The sequence below is a fragment of the Plantactinospora sp. BB1 genome (assembly GCF_003030385.1).
Lineage (GTDB): Bacteria > Actinomycetota > Actinomycetes > Mycobacteriales > Micromonosporaceae > Plantactinospora.
In genome coordinates this window covers 290,656-310,322 of sequence record NZ_CP028159.1, presented here as the reverse complement: position 1 = coordinate 310,322, position 19,667 = coordinate 290,656, and the positions used below count along the sequence as shown (strand labels likewise).

Sequence of the window (19,667 nt, the reverse complement as noted above, 5' to 3'; positions counted from 1 at the left end):
ATCGACCGGCCGACCGGAACGGGGTGCTGACGATGGGCATGCCACTGCGCCAGAGCCTGCGGGTCGGCCGCTATCTGATGGAGCAGAAGCTGCGTCGGAGGACGCACTTTCCGCTGCTGGTCGAGCTGGAGCCGCTCTTCGCCTGCAACCTGGCCTGCGCCGGCTGCGGCAAGATCCAGCACCCGGCGGACGTGCTGAAGCGCCGGATGCCGGTGGAGCAGGCGCTCGCCGCGATCGAGGAGTGCGGGGCGCCGATGGTCTCCATCGCCGGCGGCGAGCCGTTGATGCACCCGGAGATCGACCGGCTGGTGAACGAACTCGTCAAGCGCCGCAAGTACGTCTTCCTCTGCACCAACGCGGCGCTGCTGCGCAAGAAGCTGCACAAGTTCACCCCGTCCCGCTACTTCTCCTTCGCCGTGCACATCGACGGGCTGCGGGAGCGGCACGACGCCTCGGTCTGCAAGGAGGGCGTCTTCGACGAGGCGGTCGAGGCGGTGCGGGAGGCGAAGCGGCGCGGCTTCCGGGTCACCAGCAACACGACGTTCTTCTCGACCGACACCCCGCAGACGGTGATCGAGGTACTCGACTACCTCAACGACGACCTGGGCGTCGACCAGATGATGCTCTCCCCGGCGTACGCCTACGACAAGGCGCCGGACCAGGAGCACTTCCTCGGTGTCGCGGAGACCCGGGCGATGTTCAAGAAGGCGTTCGGCGAGGGGCGCCGGAAGAAGTGGCGGCTGAACCACTCGCCGCTCTTCCTGGACTTCCTGGAGGGCAAGGTCGACTTCTCCTGCACCGCCTGGGCCATCCCGTCGTACTCGCTCTTCGGCTGGCAGCGCCCCTGCTATCTGCTCGGCGACGGCTACGCGCAGACGTACCGGGAGCTGATCGAGACCACCGACTGGTCGGCGTACGGCCGGGGGCGGGACGCCCGCTGCGCCAACTGCATGGCGCACTGCGGGTACGAGCCGACGGCCGTGCTCGCCACGATGTCGTCGCTGCGCCAGTCGATCCGGGCGATCCGCGCCAACTGACCGGTGCAGGCTGGCCGCCCGGCGCCGGGGCGGTCAGCCGAACCGGTCGGCGAGCCGGCGGTAGGTGGCCGGCAGGGTGGCCCGGACCGCGATCGGCAGCACCATCCAGCGCGGCAGGCAGACCTCGTGCCGGCCGGTGAGCATGCCGGTGAGCAGGGCGTCGGCGGCCCGTTCCGCCGGCACCGGCCGGGGGCGGCGGCGCGGGTACGGCCGGCCCCGGCGGGCGAAGAACGGGGTGTCCACCACGGCGGGGACGAGTTCGGTGACCACGATGCCCCGACCGGTCGTCTCCTTGCGCAGGCTGTCGGCGAAGACGCTCAGCCCGGCCTTTGTGCCGGCGTAGACCGCCTCCTCGCGTACGCCGAGCCGGCCGGCGATGGAGCCGACGAAGCCGAGCCGCCCGCTGCCCCGGTCGAGCATCCCGGGCAGCACCGCCCGGGCGAGCAACATCGGGGCGGTCAGGTTCGCCGCCACCAGCGCCTGGATCTGGGCGTCGGTCATCCCGGTCAGCGGCCCGGCGAAGCCCTGCCCGGCGTTGTTGACCAGGATGTCGACCCGTCCTGCACAGTCGAGTACCCGTCCGGCGAGCGCCTTCGTCCGCTCCGGGTCGGTCAGGTCGCACGGGATCGCCGTACCCCCTGAGGCGGCGGCGACCGCCGCGAGCCGTTCCGGGTCGCGGCCGCTGAGGAAGACCCGCGCGCCGGCACCCGCCAGCCGCCGGGCGGCGGCGGCGCCGATTCCGGAGGAGGCGCCGGTGACCAGGGCGACGGCGCCAGCGAGGCGGCGGGAAGTCATATCGGTAGTGTGGCCCATTCGGCGCCGGTGGACCGGACGGAGCGCCGAACCGGGTCTGGCCGTGAGAGCGGCGGCCGGGGCTCAGGACTCGAGGTCGGCCAGGGCCGCGCGGAGGAACGCCGGGGTCTCGGTCGGCGGGACGGCTTCGACGCAGAGCCGTTCCATCGCGGCGGCGTAGTAGTCCACGTCGTCGCGCTTGTCGAGGTAGAGCGCGCTGGTGAGCTGTTCCATGTAGACGACGTCCGGCAGCTCCTGGTCGGGGAAGCGGAGCAGGCTGAACGCGCCACCCGCCGCGGCGTGCCCGCCGGCCCGGAACGGGATCACCTGGACGGTCACGTTCGGCAGCTTGCCGACCTCGATCAGGTGCTCGAGCTGGCCGCGCATCACGCCGACCCCGCCGATCGGGCGGCGCAGCGCCGCCTCGTCCACCACGGCCCAGAGCTGTGGCGCGCCCGGTCGGGTCAGCACCTTCTGCCGGTCCATCCGAAGCTCGACCCGCCGTTCGATCTCGTCCGGCGGGGCACCGTCGTGGGCGAGCAGCACGACGGCCCGGGCGTAGTCCCGGGTCTGCAACAGCCCGGGAATGTACTGCACCTCGTAGGCCCGGATCAGCGCGGCGGCGGCCTCCAGGCCGAGGTAGGACTGGAACCAGTTGGGCAGCACGTCGCCGTACCGGTGCCACCAGCCGGGGTTGTTGGCCTGCCGGGCCAGGGCGAGCAGGGCGGAGCGTTCACTCTCGTCGGTCACCTGGTAGAGGGTCAGCAGATCGGCGACGTCTCGTTCCTTGAATCCCACCCGGCCCAGCTCCATCCGGCTGATCTTGGACCCGGACGACCTGATCTCCCAGCCCGCGTCCTCGCGGCTGACGCCCCTGGCCTCCCGCAGCTTCCGCAACTGGCTGCCGAGCAGGATTCGCAGCACGGTGGGGCCGCCCGCCATCCCGGGGTCGGCGGCTCCACCCGCGAAGACCGGCCCACCATCGACGATCGGTCCACCGTCGGCGACCTCGCCGTCCGGGACCGAGTCATGGCCGGATGGAGCCATCGTCACGTGTCGCCTCCACACATGCTCGACGCAGCCCACCGAGGGCTGGGCCAAATCCGTCGGTAAGCATGCCATGGCTGGACGGTGAGGAGGGTAGACCCAACGCGCTAATTTTCTCGACCCTCGTACAGTCGGGGCTCGCGCCGAGCGTGTCGGGACGGTGGCGAACGGTGGTGTCGGCGTACCGGACGCCGTAGGTACGGTCGGCTAACCGATGAGGTTGTCGAAGTCCCCGTCGCGGGCGCCGAGGATGAAGGCGGTGATCTCGTCGATGGTGTAGATCAGCGCCGGGCCGTCGGGGTCCCGGGAGTTGCGGACGGCGATACCGGCGCCGCCGGGCAACTCGGCCATCTCGACGCAGTTTCCGCTGGGGTTGCTGCGGCGGCTCTTCTGCCAGGCGAGGGTGGGCAGCTGGCCGGTGGACATGCCGTTGTACGTCTGAATCATCGCCAGTCTTTCTGGGGGTTCCGGAGGGCTGGGGGCGGTGGGCGTCGCGTAGGCCCGACTGCGTACTGATTCCTCCCCGTGGACGCGTCCTCAGCCGTGACGGTGCGTGGAGCATCCGTCTGGTCATCTCTGCATGACCATCTGCACGTGCATTCGCTCTTGCGCCTGCACCTGACAGCGAGCATGATAGCGCGGTAAGGGTGTGTCCGTTTGTTCACTTTTCGTGATGGAGGCGGGGGGCCGTTGCCAGCGCAACCGAAGCGTCGGGGACCAGGCGAGATCGCCGACACGCGCGCCTGCCTGGGCAGATGGTCGCCAACGGATCGCAACGGCGCAGTTTCGGCCCGTGCTGGCGTACGCGAACTTGGATCACGGACAGTCACCAGTTACTCCCGGCAACCGGCCTTCGGACACGGTCCGGGTCCGGCCCACGACCGCGCCCCACGCCGGGTCTCCTGAAGGGACACGACACCGTGGATCCCTTCACCCTCGCGGCCGGCGCCGCCGCGGTAGCGGGCCTCGGCGCGGCCTGGCGGATGCGCGGCCAGGTGCGGTTAGCCCAGGCGGAGGTGGTCCGGCTCCGCGAGGAGTTGCAGTCGGAACGGCACGCGGCCACCCACGACCCGCTGACCGGGCTGCTCAACCGGCGGGCCTTCTATCAGATCGGCGCCGCACTGGTCGCCGATCCCGGCCGGCCGCCGCTGGTCGCGGTGGTCCTGGACCTCGACGACTTCAAGCAGATCAACGACCGGTTCGGGCACGCCGCCGGGGACCAGGTGCTGGTCGCGGTCGCCTGGCGGTTCGCCGCGTACGCGGGCAACAACCTGGTGGCCCGGCTCGGCGGCGACGAGTTCGCCGGGCTGCTCGCCGGGACCCGTGCCGACGGCCGTTGGCTGCACCAGTCCGCGCGACGGCTCGCGGAACTTCTCTCCGCGCCGATCCAGGTGGCCGAGCGCGACCTGCGGGTCACCGCGTCGATCGGACTGGCCCCGGTGCACGGCTGCGCGCAGTTGGCCGAGGTGCTCGACCTCGCCGACGCCGCGATGTACCGGGTGAAGACCCGGCGGGCCCGGCTCGCCCCGGGCGATGTCGACGCGGCCGGTTGCGTCGGCCCGCTCGGGGGGTACGTGCAGAGCCAGGCGCAGCTCGCCCGGTCGAGCAGTACCGGCGAGACCACCGGCACGCCGGCCGTGCCCCGTGAACTGATCGAGACGACACCCGGTGCCGAGTCAGGAGGGCAGTGACAAGATGCCAGTACCCAACGTGGATCCGCACCGACGGAACCCGGCGGAGATCGACTCCACCGCCAGTTACCGGCCGACCGACCCGGTCTGGGTCTACCGGTCCGGCACCTGGCGGGCCGGAGTGGTCGAAGCGGCCTCGGCGCTGGCCGCGACGGTCACGTACCGGCCGAACAGTGCCCGGGGCACCGGGGTGGACACCCTCACCGCGCAGTACATGATCCGGCGGCAGGAGCCGGACCCGTTGCTCGACGGCGAACCCGCCGGTCGGCGCTAGGGATCCGGGCGGACCAGGGCCCGGTCAGCCGGGCCCACCGCCGTGCGGGCGGCGCGGTGCCGCCCGCCCCGGCGCGGATCGCGCCAAACGACAGCGGCCCACCCATCGACGATCCCACCGAACGTCCCCTCTCCGCCCACGCCTGACGATCCGGCCCCGGCGGTACGAGTTCAGCGGCGGCGTCGGCCCGCGTAGGCGCCGAGCGCGGCGACCAGTCCGGTGCCGAGTGCCGAGCCGAGCGCCACGAGCACCGCACCGATCACCCAGAGCCCGTCGGCGTCCGGATCGGTCGCGGCGTCGACCGAGAACGCCACGGTGAGTACGGCCGGCACGACCACGCCGGCCAGCCAGGGCCGGCCCCGGCGCCCCGCCTCGAAGACCAGTACGGCGAGGACCACCCCGAGCCCGACCACCTGCCAGGCGGAGTACGGCCCGGTCTGCGTCCCGGTCACCGGATCCGTCTCCTTCTGCTGGTCCCAGCCGAGGAACGCCCAGTACGCCAGCGCGGTGAGGCCGGCGAGTCCGACGGTCCAGAGCGGGGTGTGCCGGGCCTGGGCCGGCTGCCGTTCGGTCATGCCCCGACTCTCCACCATCGACCGGGCCCGGACCCGAGTACCCCTACTCAGCCGGTGCGGTCGGTCACCCCTTCAGCCCGGAGGTGGCGACGCCCTGCACCAGGAACCGCTGGAAGAAGAGGAAGAAGAGGATGACCGGCACCAGGGCCAGCATCGACATCGCCATCAGCGCCCCGTAGTCGGAGATGGTGGTCTGGTCGATGTAGAGCTGCAACGCCAGCGGCAGTGGGTACTTCTCCGGGGTGCTGAGATAGATCAGCGGGCCGAAGAAGTCGTTCCAGCTCCAGATGAAGGTGAAGATGGCCGTGGTGACCAGGGCGGGGCGGGACAGCGGCAGCACGATGTGCCAGAACGTGGCCCAGTGGCCGGCGCCGTCGATCCGGGCCGACTCGTCCAGCTCGGCGGGGATGGTCCGCATGAACTGCACCATCAGGAAGACGAAGAACGCCTCACCGGCCAGGAACTTGCCGACCAGCAGCGGCAGGTAGGTGTCGACCAGGCCGAGCCGCTGGAAGACCGCGTACTGCGGGATGATCAGGACGTGGAACGGTAGCAGCAGCGTCGAGATCATCAGCGCGAACATCGTGGCCCGGCCCCGGAAGCGCAACCGGGCGAAGGCGTAGCCGGCGAGCGCCGACGAGACGACCGTGCCGACCACCGAGAGCCCGGCCAGCAGGGCGGAGTTGCCGAAGAAGCGCAGTACGCCGATCCCGGCGAGCCCGTCGGCGGCCCGCCGGTAGTTCGCCGCCGTCGGTTCGGTCGGCAGCAGTTCCAGGCTGCCGAGGATGGACTGGGACGGCTTGAACGAGGCGGCCACCAGCCAGCCGACCGGGTAGAGGAGCACGGCCAGGATCGCCAGCGCCCCGAGGTGCCAGGCCAGGCTGCCCCAGCGGCGGCGCGGTGCGGCGGGGCGTCCGGCCACCGCCGGAGGCGGCGTTCCGGTCCGGGGTACCTCGGTGGTGGTCATCGCTGGTCTCCGGCGTAGTGCACCCAGCCCCGGGCGGTCCGGAACAGGAACGCGGTCACCAGGCCCACGCCGAGCAGCAGCATCCAGGCCAGCGCCGAGGCGTAGCCCATCTGGAAGTCGGCGAAGCCGCGGTCGTAGAGGTAGACGGTGTAGAAGAGGGTCGAGCCGGCCGGGCTGCCGTTCCGGCCGCCGATGACGTACGCCGAGGTGAAGATCTGGAAGGAGTTGATGGTCTCCAACAGCAGGTTGAAGAAGAGCACCGGCGAGATCATCGGCAGCGTCACCGACCGGAAGCGGCGCCAGCGGCCGGCCCCGTCGACCTGGGCGGCCTCGTAGAGTTCGGTCGGCACCTGCTTCAGCCCGGCCAGGAAGATCACCATCGGCGCGCCGAACTGCCAGACGGCGAGCAACACCAGCATCAGCAGCGAGAGGTCGGGATTGCCGACCCAGCCGCCGATGTCGATGCCGACGGCGCGGAGCAGCCGGTCGACCACCGCGTCGTCGCTGAACAGTGCCCGCCAGACGATCGCCACGCTGACGCTGGCCCCGATCAGCGACGGCCCGTAGAACGCCGCCCGGTAGAAGCCCTCGCCCCGGCGGCGCTGGTGCAGCAGCAGCGCCACCGCGAGCGCGGCGGCCAGCTTGACCGGTACGGCGACCAGCACGTACGCGCCGGTGACCCGGACGGACTGGAGCCAGCGCGAGTCGTCGAACATCCGCCGGTAGTTCTCCAGCCCGACCCACTCCGGGGCGGTGAAGAGGTTGTAGTCGGTGAACGAGAGGTAGAGCGAGGCGGCCATCGGCCCGACGGTCAACAGCAGCATGCCGAGGATCCACGGGGACAGGAACAGATAGCCGGCCGGTCCGTCACCCGGCCGTCGCCCCCGTCGTCCCGGTCCGGCGCCGGCCCGGCGGGGGCGCGGCGCCGGACCGGCCGGCTCGTCCCGGCGTACGGCTGTCTGGCTGGTCGTCATGCGCTGCTGGCGCTCCCTCCGGGCCGGCGCTGCCACCGCTTCAGGAACCGAGCTTCTGCTCCGCCTCGGCGAAGAACTCGTCCACCGCCCGGGGGACCGTGATCCGGCCGTAGTGGAGTTCCTCGCTGATCCGGATGAAGGCCGCCTCGACCCCGCCGGCACCCTTCGGCGGTGCCGGGGGAGCCTTGGACAACTGCTCGGCGATGCTCTTCTCGAAGGCGGCGACCTCGGCCAGCGGGCCCTGGAGCTGGGCGGCGGCGCGCTGGGCGTTGGTCGCCGGCAGGCCGCGGTTGCCGCCGAAGATCCGGCCGACCTCGGGGTCGTTGATCAGGAACGAGATCAGCTTTGCCGCCGCCTCCGGGTGTTTCGTCCGGCTGGAGGCGCTGAGCAGCATCGCCGGTTTCAGGTACTGGCCGAGCTGTCCCGGGTTGTCGGTCGGCACCGGGGCCAGCTTCAACGGGGTCTTGACCTCGGCCGCGTACCGGACGAGGAAGTTGTCCCAGCCGAGTTCGGAGGCGATCAGGTCGTCGACGAAGCCGGAGCGGGGCTTGATCTGCACCGCCTTGTCGACCGGCAGCACCACCTTGGCCCTGATCAGTTCCTGGCCCTCGGTCCAGAACGCGCTGAGCTGCTCCCTGGTGAAGCCGAGCTTGCCGTCCGGGGTGAAGAGCTGTCCGCCCTGCTGGCGCAGCCGCGCTTCGAGGTTGTAGATGATGCCGGTGTAGTTGCCGCCGCCGTAGCTGTCGGTCGCTTCGGTGATCTTCGCCATGCCGCTGCGGTAGTCCTGCCAGGTCCAGCCGGCGGCCGGTTCCGGTACGCCGGCCTTGGCGAAGATCGCCGGGTTGTAGTACAGGCTCCAGGTGTTTCCGCCCACCGGTACGCCGTACAGGGCGCCGTCGACCTCGCCCGCGCCCTGGAAGCCGGGGAGCAGGTCGGTCAGTACGAGGTTGTCGCCGGTCTGCTTCCCCAGGTCGTAGAGCACACCCCGGTCGGCGTACTCGCGCAGGTAGGAGAAGTCCATCTGGAGTACGTCCGGTGCGTTGCCGCCGGCCGTCTCGGTGGCCATCTTCTGCCAGTACGCCTCGTACTCCTGGAAGCTCGGTGTGACCTTGACGCCCGGGTTCTTCGACTCGAAGAGCGCGATCGCCTGCTTCATCAGCTCGGCGCGTTCGGCATTGCCCCACCAGGAGTACCGGAGGGTGGCCGAGCCGGACTCGGAGTCGCCGCCGCCACAGCCGGCGAGCAGTGCGCCGAGGCAGACGAGCGCGGCGCCAGTCGCCACCACGCTTCTGAAACGTTTCATCATGGGCGTGAAACCTCCCGGGACCAGCGCGCCGGAGACGGCATCGGACGGGGCGAGGGTGCGAGTACGAAAAGCTTGTGAGGAAGGTTAGGAGATTGATCTACGCCCGTCAATGCAGCGGTAAAACGTTCCAAACATCGGAGTGCTGGCGTCGAGCAGCCGGAGCAAGATGCATTTTTCCGGTTTAACGGGTGTTACGGTCAAAACCGGCAGTATTTTTCGGGGTCACGCCGAAACCTGGGAGAGGCCGGACATGCCCAGCCAAGAGGTCGCCGGGGAGATCGGATCACCGATCCGGCCGAGCGGGCAGCAGCAGTCGCGCGGGACCGCCGGCCGTACCCTGCGCCCGGCCAGCGGAGCGTCCCTCTCCGAACTGGTCGGCTACCGGGCGGCGGTCGCGGAGCTGCTCGCCGAGGTGGCCGGCCACACCGGCCGCGACGAGCTGCCCAGACTGGAGCGGACCCTGACGGACCGGATCACCGGCCCCGACTTCGCCGCCGTACTCGGGACACTGCCCGGCGGCGCCGCCGACGCCGCGCACCGGCTCGTCCGGGAGATCCGGGACTACCGGCCGAACAACCGCAGCGCCGCCCGCGACCTCGCCGGGCTGATCCGGATCTACCTGCTCTCCCGGATCGACGCCATGTGGTGGGGACACCTGCCCGGCTTCTCGACCGACGCCGACCTGCACCGCTGCGCGGAACTGGTCGACCTCGACACGCTGCGCCGCACCGACCTGCTCCGGTTCCGCTACCGGCGACCGGCCGGGCACCTGCTCGGCCGGGCGGCCCGGGCGCTCCGGCGCCAGGTCCGGCCACCCGGGACACCGCCGGCCGGCCGCGCCGCCGTACCGGCGACCGGCACCGGACCACGGACCACCCGGACCCGGCCCGAGGTGGTGGCCCTGCTCAACCAGCTCGCCGTCGACCTCCGCCGGCGCCGTCCCGGCCCCACCCCGCCGCTCCGGGTGACCAGCCTCGCCCGCAGCCTGGAACACCAACACCGGCTCCGGGCCCTCGGGTACGCGGCCATGCTGCCCAGCGGGCACTGCCTCGGGTACGCGATGGATCTTGAAATGTCCTGGCTGCGCCGCCTCGACGCGCCCGGGATGGTCGCCGCCCTGCTGCGCGAGCGGCAGGGCTGGGGCGACGTCAACGTGATCGACGAGGGTCAGACCTGGCACGTCTGTGTCAGCCCGCGCGCGGCCAACCGGCTGCGCCGGGACTTCCTGACCGCACTGGGAGGTTGAGCGGCATGTCCGGCATCGTCCTTCTGCTCGGTCCCGGCGCCGACCGCCGCACCTTCCACCGGATGATGGCCGAACTCACCCCACGCGGCGACCTGGCCGAGACCAGGCTCGGCCCCGACCTGCTGGCCGGCGTCCAGCGGCTGCGGATCGTCGACCGGGAGCGGGCGGTGCAACCCTGGAGTTCCGCCGACGGCCGGTGGCTGCTCTGCTACAACGGCGAGGTCTACAACCACCGGGAACTCGCCGCCGAACTGCGCCGGCTCGGCCGGGCGCCGCGCACCGAGAGCGACACCGAAGTCGTCCTGGAGGCGTTCCTGGCCTGGGGACCGGAGGCGGTCACCCGGCTGCGCGGCGAGTTCGCCCTCGCGCTCGCCGACACCGCCACCGGACGGCTCTACCTGGCCCGCGACCCGCTCGGAGTGCGACCGCTCTACTGGTCCCGGCACCTGCGCCGGTTGCACGTCGCCTCCGAGGTCAAGGCGCTGGTGCCGATCGGCGCGCCGATCTCGGAGCTGCCACCCGGCCAGCACGGCTGGGCCGACGCCGGCAGCGGGCCCGATCTGGTGCCCTACCTGGACCTGGCCCGGTCCGGCGCCGGGCAGCCACCGGTCCGGGACACCGGGGAGGCGGCGGCACTGCTCCGCGAGGCCGTCCGGGACAGCGTCCGGGTCCGGGTCGACACCGATCTCACCGTCGGAGTACTGCTCTCCGGCGGGCTGGCCAGCACCCTCACCCTGCTGCACGTCCGGGAGTTCCACCACGACTGCGTGGCGTTCACCGTCGGCACACCGGAGAGCCCGGACGTGCGGACCGCCCGCCGGCTCGCCGCCGACCTCGGTGTGCACCACGAGGTGATCGAGATACAGCCCCGGGACGTCCGGCTCGACGACATCCGGGCGGCCATCCGGATCTCCGAACTCACCGAGTACGCCGACCTGATCGACGCGGTCGTCTCGGTCCCGCTCTTCCGGCGGGTCCGGGACCTCGGCGTCCGGGTGGTACTCAGCGGAGACGGCGCCGACGACCTCTTCGGCGGGCATCCGGGCTCCGGCCGGGTCGGTCCGGAAGCGGCCGGCCGGCTCTTCCGACACCGGCTCCGCAACCTCTGCCGGACCGGGTTGCAGCGGGTGGACCGGACCAGCCTCGGACACGCGGTGGAGGCCCGGCTGCCCTTCCTCGACCTTTCCCTGGTCGAGTTGGCGATGCGGCTGCCGGCCGAGCTGAAACTGCGGGACGGCCGGCGACAGTGGCTGCTCCGGCACGCCTACGCCGACCTGTTGCCGCAGTACGTCCGGGACCGGCCGAGGGAGCCGATGGCGTACGGGTCGGGGCTGCACGAGGGGGTACGGCCCTACCGCGCGCTCTTCGCCCGCCAGTACCGGGCGTTCGGCTACGAACTGCTGGAACCGGTACGCCGGGACTTCGACACCGTACTGGTGCGCTGCGGCCACGACCTCGACCGCGCGGTCGAGCGGGGCGCCGCCCGGCCGGACGTCTTCGAACACGCCCGCGACCTGGCCGGGATGGCGAGATGGAAGGTCGGCCCGGCGTGGCGCCGGCTCACCGGCTCCGGCCGACAGAACTGAACCGCCATCGGGAGGTGCCGCCCTCGGTTCAGCCCGGCAGCGGGGTGGGCCGGCTCGACAGTCCGGCCTCCCGGTAGGCCACGGCGAGCCGGCGTACCCCCTCGGCCAGCGTCTCCGGATCACACATCGAGTACGACAGCCGCAGGTGGCGGTGCCCGGTGTCGGTCACGAAGAACTGCCGGCCGGGCAGGTACGAGACCCCGGCGGCCTCCGCGTACGGCAGCAGTTCGGTACCGCCGTGCGGGTGCGGCAGCCGCAGCCAGAGGAACCAGCCGCCCCCGGGTACGGTGAACTCGGCCTGCGGCAGCTCGGCGCGTACGGCCGCCACCAGCGCGTCGCGGTGCCGGCGGTACCGGATCCGGATCGCCGCCACGTGCCGCCGGTACGCGCCGGACGCCGCGAACTCGGCCAGGGCCAGCGCGCTGGCGTGGTTGACCCCGCCGCCACTGTCCACGTAGCCCCGTGCGGTCACTGCCGCGACCAGGGATGCGGCCCCGGTGAGCCAGCCGAGCCGCAGCCCCGGGGCGACGCTCTTGGCGAACGACCCGATCCGGACCACCGTCCCCGGCTCGGCACCGCTGAACAGCGAGGCCGGTGCCGGCGGCGGATAGGCGAGTTCCCGATAGGTGTCGTCCTCCACCACCGGTACGCCGGTGCGGGCGGCCACCGCCACCAGGGCGGTACGGCGCTCCGCCGGCAGGCACCGACCGGTCGGGTTGTTGAAGGTCGGCACCAGGTAGATCATCGCCACCCGCCGGCCCTGCCGGGTGAGCGCCCGGATCAGGTCGGCGGTGGCGGCGGGATCGATCCCCTCCTCGTCGGCGGGGGCGGGCACGATGTCGACCCGGTGGTCGGCGACGACCCGCAGCGCCAGGTGGTAGGTGGGGGAGTCGACCAGTACGACGTCGCCGGGCCGACAGAGCACCGAGGCGACCAGGTCGAGCGCGTGGGACGCGCCAGCGGTGACGAAGACCTGCTCGGGTTCCGGTGCCACCGAGTCCACCTCGGCCAGCCGTTCGCAGAGCCACTCGATCAGCGGCCCAGGGCCGGCCGAGTGGCCGTAGGTGAGCGCGGCCGCGCCGTAGCGGCGCAGCGCCGAACGGGTCGCCTCGGCCCAGGCGTCCACCGGCAGCGCCGCCGGGTGCGGATGTCCCCAACCGAGGTCGACGCTCCCGGCCCGGCTCCGGAACTGCACGATGGGCAGTGCGGGCGGGCGCGGTGCCGTCATCCACTCACCATAGGACAGCCCGGGCTCGCTGGTCGGCCGGACGGATCGCGACCGAAGCTGGCTGACTCGGCGGTACACCGTGCACCGTCTCGACCGCCCCTTGTGCTCCGTCCCGGCCGTACCGCCGGGTACGGCGTGAGTGAACCAATACTCCTCGCCGCGCCCGCGAGCCGGCGTGGCCCGTCGGGTGCATCGTGATAGACACTGCGTTACGCTTTCGTTCCTGTCCGCCGACTCGAGGAGCGCTTTCGCGACATGGCCCTGGTCTCAGCAGTCCGGCGCGTGCCGGGTCCGGGCAGGCCGGGCCCCGGTAGGCGTACCGTCCGACTGCTGACCCGAGTCGCCCTGCTCGGCGGCGGTGCGCTGGCCGGGTACGTCCTTCTCGGCATGCTCGACGGGCCGGCGCTCGCCAGCGACCGCGACGCGTCGGCGACCGCACCGCGACCGCTCGGCTCGCTCGTCGAGACGGTCGCGCCGGGATTGCCGGGACTGCTCGACGATCACGTTCAGTTGCCTCGAAAAGCGACACCCGAGACCGATCGCCCCACTTCCGGCCCGACCCGGACCCGTCCGGAATCCACCCGTTCGGAGCGGTCCCGTCCGGAGTCCGCCCGTCCGGAGCGGACCCGGCCCGAGCGGTCCCGTTCGGAGCGGGCCCGGCCCGAGGGGTCCCGTCGGGAGCGGGCCCGGCCGGCCACCGGGGCCGAGCGGGATGGACCCGCGTCGCGGCCGCAGCGGGAGCACTCCGCCGGCCGGTCCACACACGACGGTTCCGCGCCCGACCCGGAGCGCGGCGAACCGGCGCCGGGCGCCGGAGGATCGGCCCCCACGTCCCGATCGCGGGACGGGAGCGCCCCGATCCGGCCGGACCGGGCCACGGCCGAGACCGTCCAACCGGCCACCGTCCTCGGCACTCCGCTTCGGACGGTGCTCCCCGAGACGCCGCCCGCACTGCCCGTGGTGACCGAGGTGGTCCCGGACCTGACGGCCGCGCTGCCCGTGGTGACCGCCGTGGTTCCGGAGTTGACGGCCGGGCTGCCCGTGGTTCCCGACCTGGCGGCCGGGGTGCCTGCGGTGACCGCCGTGGTTCCCGACCTGGCGGCCGGGATACCTGCGCTCACCGCCGTGGTGCCGAAGCTGGCGGCCGGGGTGCCCGTGCTGGCCGGAGCGGTTCCGGACGTGGTGGCCGGGGTGCCGCTGGTGCTGGAGGCGCTGCCCGAGGTGGTGGCGGGCGTCCCGGCAACGGCCGAACGGTGGCCCGAGCTGCTCGGCACGGTACCGCAGATCGTGGGCAGCGTGCCCGTCGTCCGTGACGTACCGCACGGCGGCCGCCTCGACGCACCGTCGCCCCGGCTCCTGGCGGACCAACCGGCGCAGCCGGCTCCGGCGCCCGCCGTGCCGTGGCCACCGGTCTCCGCGCCGGCACAGGCCCAGCCGGCCGCCCCGGTCCCGGTTCCCCTCGAACCGCCCACGTTCTCCCCGCCGCTGCGGCAGCCGCTCGATCCGGGTGCCGGCAGCGCGGCGGGCGCGAGCCGTCCGTCGGTTCCGCGTGCCGTCGCCCGGGACACCAATCCCGGGTTGCCGTCCACGCCCCATCCACCCGTCGACAGCGGTGCCGGCACCCAGCAGGCCGGGCCCACGCAGTCCAGTGGCGGACAGGCCGCCGCACTGCCGGCCACGCCCGGCTGGCAGCCGACCACACGATCTCCGTCGGTTCTGCCCGGCGGAGGTGCCAGTCCCACCGGCCGGTCGCCGGGCGTACCAGCGCTGCCTGGCTGATCCGCCCCGGCGGCCGTACTTCCGGTCGCTTCCTCCGTCTCCGCCGTGGCCGGCCCGTTCCTGCGGGCACCCGGTGGAAGCCTCCGTCGGTGCACCGGGCACCGCCGTACCCGTCGAGGTGGCGGGCCCGACCGACGGCGCCGTACTCAATCGTGCTCGTGATCGGCTCCGGTCGGGTGGTGACCCGCTCGGACGTCGAGGTTGTCGCTGAGTCGTGTACCGAGATCGGAGTGACCTCGTGATCCGGATTGTGATCGTTGAGGAGATGGGTTTGTTGCGGGGGGCGTTGCGGGCGGTGTTGTCGAGTGAGGAGGACCTGGACGTGGTGGCGGACCTCCACGAGCCGGGCGAGTTGGTGGCGGTCGCCCGTCGGCGCCGGCCGGACGTCGTCGTGGTCGACATGGAGCTGCCGGGTGCCGACATGCTCGACGTGGTGGCGCAGCTCGGTGTGGAGGCGCCGGGCAGTGCGGTACTGGCGTTGAGTACCCAGTTGACCCCGGAGGCGCTGCAACGGGCGATCCGGGCCGGCGCCCGGGGCTTCGTCGACAAGAACCTGCCCCCGGCGGAGCTGGCCCGGTTGGTCAGGGCGGTGGCGTTCGGCGAGCGGGTCTTCGACCCGGTCGCCGCCGTAGCCGCGCTGAACCCGCCGGAGAGCCCGCTCACCAGCCGTGAGCTGGAGGTGTTGCGGGTGGTCGCCGAGGGCCTGCCGCTGAAGGAGATCGCCCGTCGGCTCTACCTGGCGCACGGCACGGTGCGTAACCACCTCTCGGTGATCCTGCGCAAGACCGGGACGCGGAACCGGCTGGAGGCGGTCCGGCAGGCCCAGCGGGCGGGTTGGATCTGACCGGCCCCGTCACCGGCACGTCCTGGGCCGGGGCCGACGGCGAGGAACGCGTCGGCGGCCCCGGTCGCTCCAACGGGCGCACTCGGCGTGCTCGTGTTTGAATGTTCACGCGGGGTGATCTAGCGATGACAAGTAGCAGGGGGGAACGTGATACGAACGCTGCTCGCGCTGAACGGCGCTCTCATCCGTGGCGCCCTGGCCTTCGTGCTGACCACTCAGGACGACATCGAGGTCGTCGCGGAGGTCGACCGAGCCGAGGACATCGGCACGGCGCTGCGGATGCAGCGTCCCGACGTGGCCATCGCGGACGTCAAGCTCTTCGGGGCGGGGGCCCTCTCCAACGGGGCCGCACCGTCCGAACCGCCTCCGGTACTGGTACTGGTGGACCCGCGTCGACCGAGGGTGCTCGGGGACGCGTTACGTGCCCAGTGCCAGCGCCTCGGGTTCCTCGGCAGCGACGTCGGCCCGGAGCGGGTGATCGAGGCGGTACGTCGGCTCGCCTGCGGGGGGTCCGTGGTGGACGCCGATCTGGTGGTCGCGGCGCTGGCCCGGGACAACCCGCTCACCGAACGGGAGGTGGAGGTGCTGGAGATCGCCGCCGAGGGGTGGCCGGTGGTGGAGATCGCCAGCAAGCTGTCCCTATCCGCCGGTACCGTGCGTAACCATCTGTCGCGGATCGCCGGCAAGACCGGTGCGCGTACCCGGATCGAGGCGATCCGGATCGCCCGGGAGAGGGGCTGGATCTGAACCGTGCCGTCCGGTGCGGCACCGGGAGGGACCGCAGATCGCAGGCCGGTGGCGGGCGGGACGGTCGCCGTCCCGCCCGCCGTCGTGTCCCGGGCGCCGGTCGGCCCTACCGGGGGACGCCGGTCGGCCCTACCGGGGCGTGCGGGCGCCGGCGAAGGCCTGCTGGATCCAGTTCGGATAGGCCGGCGGCAGGCTGCTCACCTCGTCGAGGTCGGCGAGGTCCTGCGGGCTGAGGGCCAGCTCGGTCGCGGCGATGTTGTCGGTCAGTTGGTCGAGCCGGCGGGCGCCGACGATGACGCTGGTGACCGCCGGGCGGGCCAGCAGCCAGGCGAGCGCGACCCGGGCCGGGCTGACCTGGTGCCGGGCGGCGACCGCCCGGAGTACGTCGAGCACCCCGTGCCCGCGTGCCGGGTCGATCAGCGGAAACTGGGAGTACTCCGGATGCGCCTGCCGGGAGCCGTTCTCGGCGACCGTTCCGGTCCGGTCGGTCTTGCCGGCGAGGAAGCCGCCGGCCAGCGGGCTCCAGACCGTCAGCCCGACGCCCTCCGCCTCGGCCATCGGCAGCAGGTCCCGTTCGGCGTCCCGGCCGACCAGCGAGTAGTGCGCCTGGACGGAGACGAACCCGGCCCAGTCGTGCCGGGCGGAGATGCCGAGCGCCCGGCTGACCTGCCAGGCGGCCAGGTTGGCACAGCCGATGTAGCGGACCTTGCCCTGGCGTACGGCGTCGTCGAGGGCGCGCAGCGTCTCCTCGAACGGGGTCAGGTGGTCGAAGTTGTGGATCTGGTACAGGTCGATGTGGTCGGTCCGCAGCCGGCGCAGGCTGTCCTCCAGCGCCCGCATGACGTGCAGCCGGGACTGGCCGTTGTCGTTGGGGCCGGTCCCCGTCGGCGCGTGCACCTTGGTGGCGAGTACGACGTCCCGGCGCCGCTGCCCGAGTACCTGGCCGAGCAGCTCCTCGGACTCGCCGTCGCTGTAGACGTCGGCCGTGTCGATGAAGTTGATCCCGGCGTCGAGGGCGGTGCCGACGATCCGGTCGACGTCCTCCCGGCCCAGGGCGCCCAGCTGGCGGTAGATCGGGTGGTTCTCCCCACCGAAGGTCATCGCCCCGAGCGAGATCTCCGAGACCCATACTCCGGTACGCCCTAGTAGGCGGTATTTCACGGTCTGCCCCTTTGTGTCGTGCTCGATCGCGGCGCTGGGCCACTCCTGCCCGGTCACCGAAGCCGTCCCGGACACTGCGTCGGACACAGTGTCCGAGGCAATGCTAGCGCGCCCTCCCGGGTCGCTCCGCCGACGCCGTACACCGGTCCTGACCAGCTCCTCGGCGACCCGCCGCCGCCTCGCCGCCGCCTCGGCGGGCCGACCTAAGATTTCCCACATGCCATCGATCACCCGGCGCCGCGCGCCCGACCCCGACCGGCGCGCCACGGTCGAGGCCCAGGTCCTCGCCGCGACCGAGCGGCTGTTGGCGGAGGGGACGAGCTTCACCGAGCTCGGGGTACAGCGGATCGCCGAGGCGGCCGGGGTGGCCCGCTCGACCTTCTACACCCACTTCCGGGACAAGTCGGAACTGCTCATGCGACTGGCCGGGACGATGCAGACCGCCAACTTCGACATCGCGAGCGCCTGGCGACCGGAGAGCGGCGTCGAGGCCCTGGTCGACGCCTTCCGACAACTACTCGGGATACACCGCCGGTACGCCGCCGTGATCAACGCCGTCAACGAGGTCGCCGCCTACGACCCGGCGGTACGCCACTTCTGGCGTACCGGCGTGGCGCGGTTCTCCGACAACACCGTCCGGCTCCTCGCCGAGGACCAACGGGCGGGGCGTGCCCCGGCCGACCTCGACGTGGACGCCGCCACCCGGGTCGTCGTGGTGGGCGGCGAGAGCGCCATCATCGACCACATCGCCAGCTCCGGCGGGGACAGCAGCGGCGACGACGCGTTCGCCCGCGAACTCGCGTTGATCTGGTGGCACGGTGTCTACCGGCGACCCTCGACGCCGGACTGATCAGCGCCGCCGGACTGATCCGCGACACCGGACTGATCCGCGACACCGCCGATCCGCCGGGGCGGCTCAGAGCACGGGCACACCCGTCCGGCTGCTGAACCGGCGGGCGTCCGCCAGGTCGTTGACCAGCGGTTCACCCTTGAGGTTCAGGCTGGTGTTGAGCAGGATCGGGCAGCCGGTCCGCCGCTCGTACTCGCCGAGCAGGTCGTAGAGGCCCGGATGCTGCCGCCGGGTCACCGTCTGCACCCGGGACGTCCCGTCCACGTGCACGATGCCGGGGAAGGCCCGGGGATCGCGACACCTGGCGGTGAACTGCATGTACGGCGACGCGTCGACCGGCATGTCGAAGTACCGCTCCGCGACCTCCTGCCGGACCACCGGGGCGAACGGGCGGAACGGTTCCCGCCCCTTCACCCGGTTGACCCGGTCCCGGCTGTCCGGCCCGCGCGGGTCGGCCAGCAGGGAGCGGTTGCCCAGCGCCCGGGGACCGAACTCGGCCCGGCCGCGTGCCACCCCGACCACCCCTCGGGTGGCCAGCGCCCCGGCCAGGGCCGCGACCGGGTAGTCACCCTCGATCAGGGTCCCCAGGTACGGCCCGGTCCAGTCGAGCTGGTGGCCGAGGACCGCCGCCGCCGCGCCGAGGCTCGACCCGGCGTCCCCGGGGTTCGGCAGCAGGGTCACCCGGTCGAAACCGCTGCGCCGGGCGAGCAGTTCGTTGGCGACACAGTTGAGCCCCAGCCCGCCCATCACGGTCAGCGTCGCCGCGTCGACCCGGCTACGCAGCCAGCGCGCCGCCCCGAGCAGCACCTCCTCGGTCACCGCCTGGATGCTCGCCGCCAGGTCCGCCGGATCGGCCCGGGGCTGCCAGTCGCCGATGCCCCGGTGCACGTTGCGACGCAGCCGGAAGGTGGGCGGGGTCAGTTCGATCAGGTCCGTCTTGAGCTGCCCGACGTACCGGGGGCGACCGAGCGCGGCCAGCCCCATCACGATGAACTCCTCCTCGTTCGGCTTGAACCCGCAGCGCCGGGTGAAGGCGCTGTAGAGCAGCCCGAGGCTGTGCGGATAGCGGCAACGGGCGAAGACCCGGTAGACGCCGTCGCGGAACTCGCCGAGGGTGAACGTCTCGAACTCGCCGATCGCGTCGGCGGTGAGCACCGCGGTGTGCCGCTCGCCGCTGGTGAAGTGCCCGGCGGCGGCGTGCGAGCGGTGGTGCCCGACGTACCGGATCGGCACGCCGCGCAGTTCGGGCAGGTCGAGCCGGGCCAGGTAACGGCGGGGCAGGTCCTCGACGTCCACGGCGTGCCGGAACTGCCCGGCCCGTACGTGCCGCAGCTTCTTGCGCAGCGGGTGCTCGTACCAGGCGATCAGGTCGGGGCGGCCGAAGGAGAGCGCCTCGGCGAGCAGCCCCGGGGCGAGGTCGGGATCGTTCTTCCGGCGCGAGTACCGTTCGGCGTGGCCGGCGAAGAGGATCTCGGCACCCCGGACCACACAGGCCGACGCGTCGTGCGACAGCGCGCTGAGACCGAGTACCTGGGTAGGCCCGAGTGCCCGAATGGCTGCCAT

18 protein-coding genes and 1 pseudogene are annotated in these 19,667 nt (G+C 72.3%); 9 read left to right on the top strand and 10 right to left on the bottom strand.

The genetic code is table 11. The annotated features are described in order from the left end of the window. The first annotated feature begins 32 nt into the window (after positions 1-32). Positions 33-1,037, top strand: coding sequence for an adenosyl-hopene transferase HpnH (hpnH, locus tag C6W10_RS01290; protein WP_107263561.1), 1,005 nt, complete (start codon positions 33-35; stop codon positions 1,035-1,037). Positions 1,038-1,070: 33 nt separating this feature from the next. Here hpnH and C6W10_RS01285 read toward each other — a convergent pair whose 3' ends face one another. The 3 genes from C6W10_RS01285 to C6W10_RS01275 form a co-directional block, all read right to left on the bottom strand. After that, the gene (locus tag C6W10_RS01285) at positions 1,071-1,832 is read right to left on the bottom strand and encodes an SDR family oxidoreductase (RefSeq protein WP_107255964.1); all 762 of its coding nucleotides are present in this window, start codon (positions 1,830-1,832) and stop codon (positions 1,071-1,073) included. An 81-nt stretch (positions 1,833-1,913) separates the two neighbouring features. Continuing rightward, positions 1,914-2,771 carry a helix-turn-helix transcriptional regulator gene (locus C6W10_RS01280; protein ID WP_107263560.1) on the bottom strand — a complete coding sequence of 286 codons (858 nt, stop codon included), beginning with the start codon at positions 2,769-2,771 and terminating at the stop codon, positions 1,914-1,916. Positions 2,772-3,083: 312 nt separating this feature from the next. Further along, on the bottom strand, positions 3,084-3,323 hold the full coding sequence (locus C6W10_RS01275) for a DUF397 domain-containing protein (RefSeq protein ID WP_107255963.1): 240 nt from the start codon (positions 3,321-3,323) through the stop codon (positions 3,084-3,086). Positions 3,324-3,796: 473 nt separating this feature from the next. Between C6W10_RS01275 and C6W10_RS01270 the strand changes: the two are divergent. Together C6W10_RS01270 and C6W10_RS01265 are read left to right on the top strand one after the other, a co-directional pair. Then, positions 3,797-4,384 (top strand): annotated as a pseudogene (locus tag C6W10_RS01270) (GGDEF domain-containing protein); the annotation flags it as partial. Between the two features lie 187 nt (positions 4,385-4,571). After that, entirely contained in the window at positions 4,572-4,841 is a 270-nt protein-coding gene (locus C6W10_RS01265; RefSeq protein ID WP_107255961.1) for a hypothetical protein, read from the top strand. Positions 4,842-5,011: 170 nt separating this feature from the next. On the opposite strand, the gene C6W10_RS01260 is transcribed toward C6W10_RS01265, so the two are convergent. The 4 genes from C6W10_RS01260 to C6W10_RS01245 form a co-directional block, all read right to left on the bottom strand. Continuing rightward, positions 5,012-5,416 (bottom strand): hypothetical protein, encoded by a 405-nt coding sequence (locus C6W10_RS01260; protein WP_107255960.1) that lies wholly within the window; start codon positions 5,414-5,416, stop codon positions 5,012-5,014. A gap of 64 nt (positions 5,417-5,480) precedes the next feature. Beyond that, positions 5,481-6,383: a carbohydrate ABC transporter permease gene (locus tag C6W10_RS01255; RefSeq protein WP_107255959.1), complete on the bottom strand. Its 903-nt coding sequence runs from the start codon at positions 6,381-6,383 to the stop codon at positions 5,481-5,483. Continuing rightward, positions 6,380-7,357: a carbohydrate ABC transporter permease gene (locus tag C6W10_RS01250; protein WP_107255958.1), complete on the bottom strand. Its 978-nt coding sequence runs from the start codon at positions 7,355-7,357 to the stop codon at positions 6,380-6,382. Before C6W10_RS01250 ends, C6W10_RS01255 begins: the two co-directional genes overlap by 4 nt. Positions 7,358-7,397: 40 nt before the next feature. Beyond that, positions 7,398-8,660 carry an ABC transporter substrate-binding protein gene (locus C6W10_RS01245; protein ID WP_159104407.1) on the bottom strand — a complete coding sequence of 421 codons (1,263 nt, stop codon included), beginning with the start codon at positions 8,658-8,660 and terminating at the stop codon, positions 7,398-7,400. A 253-nt stretch (positions 8,661-8,913) separates the two neighbouring features. On the opposite strand from C6W10_RS01245, the gene C6W10_RS01240 reads away from it, so the two are divergent. Together C6W10_RS01240 and C6W10_RS01235 are read left to right on the top strand one after the other, a co-directional pair. Beyond that, complete coding sequence (locus tag C6W10_RS01240; protein ID WP_107255956.1) at positions 8,914-9,909, top strand: hypothetical protein; 996 nt, start codon at positions 8,914-8,916, stop codon at positions 9,907-9,909. 5 nt (positions 9,910-9,914) lie between these two features. After that, positions 9,915-11,495: an asparagine synthetase B gene (locus C6W10_RS01235; RefSeq protein ID WP_107255955.1), complete on the top strand. Its 1,581-nt coding sequence runs from the start codon at positions 9,915-9,917 to the stop codon at positions 11,493-11,495. Between the two features lie 28 nt (positions 11,496-11,523). Here the strand turns inward: C6W10_RS01235 and C6W10_RS01230 are convergent, their stop codons facing one another. Further along, entirely contained in the window at positions 11,524-12,723 is a 1,200-nt protein-coding gene (locus C6W10_RS01230) for a PLP-dependent aminotransferase family protein (RefSeq protein ID WP_107255954.1), read from the bottom strand. Positions 12,724-13,650: 927 nt separating this feature from the next. Between C6W10_RS01230 and C6W10_RS37085 the strand changes: the two genes are divergently transcribed. From C6W10_RS37085 to C6W10_RS01215, 3 genes are all read left to right on the top strand, one after another. Then, entirely contained in the window at positions 13,651-14,502 is an 852-nt protein-coding gene (locus tag C6W10_RS37085; RefSeq protein WP_159104406.1) for a hypothetical protein, read from the top strand. A 214-nt stretch (positions 14,503-14,716) separates the two neighbouring features. Further along, positions 14,717-15,346: a response regulator gene (locus C6W10_RS01220; RefSeq protein ID WP_369937634.1), complete on the top strand. Its 630-nt coding sequence runs from the start codon at positions 14,717-14,719 to the stop codon at positions 15,344-15,346. A gap of 147 nt (positions 15,347-15,493) precedes the next feature. Next, positions 15,494-16,093, top strand: a complete 600-nt coding sequence (locus tag C6W10_RS01215) for a response regulator transcription factor (protein WP_107255952.1) — start codon at positions 15,494-15,496, stop codon at positions 16,091-16,093. A 129-nt stretch (positions 16,094-16,222) separates the two neighbouring features. Here the strand turns inward: C6W10_RS01215 and C6W10_RS01210 are convergent, their stop codons facing one another. Then, positions 16,223-17,341 carry an aldo/keto reductase gene (locus tag C6W10_RS01210; RefSeq protein ID WP_199853829.1) on the bottom strand — a complete coding sequence of 373 codons (1,119 nt, stop codon included), beginning with the start codon at positions 17,339-17,341 and terminating at the stop codon, positions 16,223-16,225. A gap of 130 nt (positions 17,342-17,471) precedes the next feature. On the opposite strand from C6W10_RS01210, the gene C6W10_RS01205 reads away from it, so the two are divergent. Next, positions 17,472-18,104 carry a TetR/AcrR family transcriptional regulator gene (locus tag C6W10_RS01205; RefSeq protein ID WP_159104405.1) on the top strand — a complete coding sequence of 211 codons (633 nt, stop codon included), beginning with the start codon at positions 17,472-17,474 and terminating at the stop codon, positions 18,102-18,104. Between the two features lie 66 nt (positions 18,105-18,170). On the opposite strand, the gene C6W10_RS39415 is transcribed toward C6W10_RS01205, so the two are convergent. Next, entirely contained in the window at positions 18,171-19,667 is a 1,497-nt protein-coding gene (locus C6W10_RS39415; RefSeq protein WP_107255950.1) for a carbamoyltransferase C-terminal domain-containing protein, read from the bottom strand.

Coding starts and splice junctions, on each gene's coding strand:
- C6W10_RS01205 (WP_159104405.1), top strand. CDS start 17,472: ATGCCATCGATCACCCGGCGCCGCGCGCCCGACCCCGACCGGCGCGCC.
- C6W10_RS01280 (WP_107263560.1), bottom strand. CDS start 2,771: ATGGCGGGCGGCCCCACCGTGCTGCGAATCCTGCTCGGCAGCCAGTTG.
- C6W10_RS01250 (WP_107255958.1), bottom strand. CDS start 7,357: ATGACGACCAGCCAGACAGCCGTACGCCGGGACGAGCCGGCCGGTCCG.
- C6W10_RS01265 (WP_107255961.1), top strand. CDS start 4,572: ATGCCAGTACCCAACGTGGATCCGCACCGACGGAACCCGGCGGAGATC.
- C6W10_RS01275 (WP_107255963.1), bottom strand. CDS start 3,323: ATGATTCAGACGTACAACGGCATGTCCACCGGCCAGCTGCCCACCCTC.
- C6W10_RS01230 (WP_107255954.1), bottom strand. CDS start 12,723: ATGACGGCACCGCGCCCGCCCGCACTGCCCATCGTGCAGTTCCGGAGC.
- C6W10_RS01260 (WP_107255960.1), bottom strand. CDS start 5,416: ATGACCGAACGGCAGCCGGCCCAGGCCCGGCACACCCCGCTCTGGACC.
- C6W10_RS01240 (WP_107255956.1), top strand. CDS start 8,914: ATGCCCAGCCAAGAGGTCGCCGGGGAGATCGGATCACCGATCCGGCCG.
- C6W10_RS01285 (WP_107255964.1), bottom strand. CDS start 1,832: ATGACTTCCCGCCGCCTCGCTGGCGCCGTCGCCCTGGTCACCGGCGCC.
- C6W10_RS39415 (WP_107255950.1), bottom strand. CDS start 19,667: ATGGCAGCCATTCGGGCACTCGGGCCTACCCAGGTACTCGGTCTCAGC.
- C6W10_RS01255 (WP_107255959.1), bottom strand. CDS start 6,383: ATGACCACCACCGAGGTACCCCGGACCGGAACGCCGCCTCCGGCGGTG.
- C6W10_RS01245 (WP_159104407.1), bottom strand. CDS start 8,660: ATGAAACGTTTCAGAAGCGTGGTGGCGACTGGCGCCGCGCTCGTCTGC.
- hpnH (WP_107263561.1), top strand. CDS start 33: ATGGGCATGCCACTGCGCCAGAGCCTGCGGGTCGGCCGCTATCTGATG.
- C6W10_RS01235 (WP_107255955.1), top strand. CDS start 9,915: ATGTCCGGCATCGTCCTTCTGCTCGGTCCCGGCGCCGACCGCCGCACC.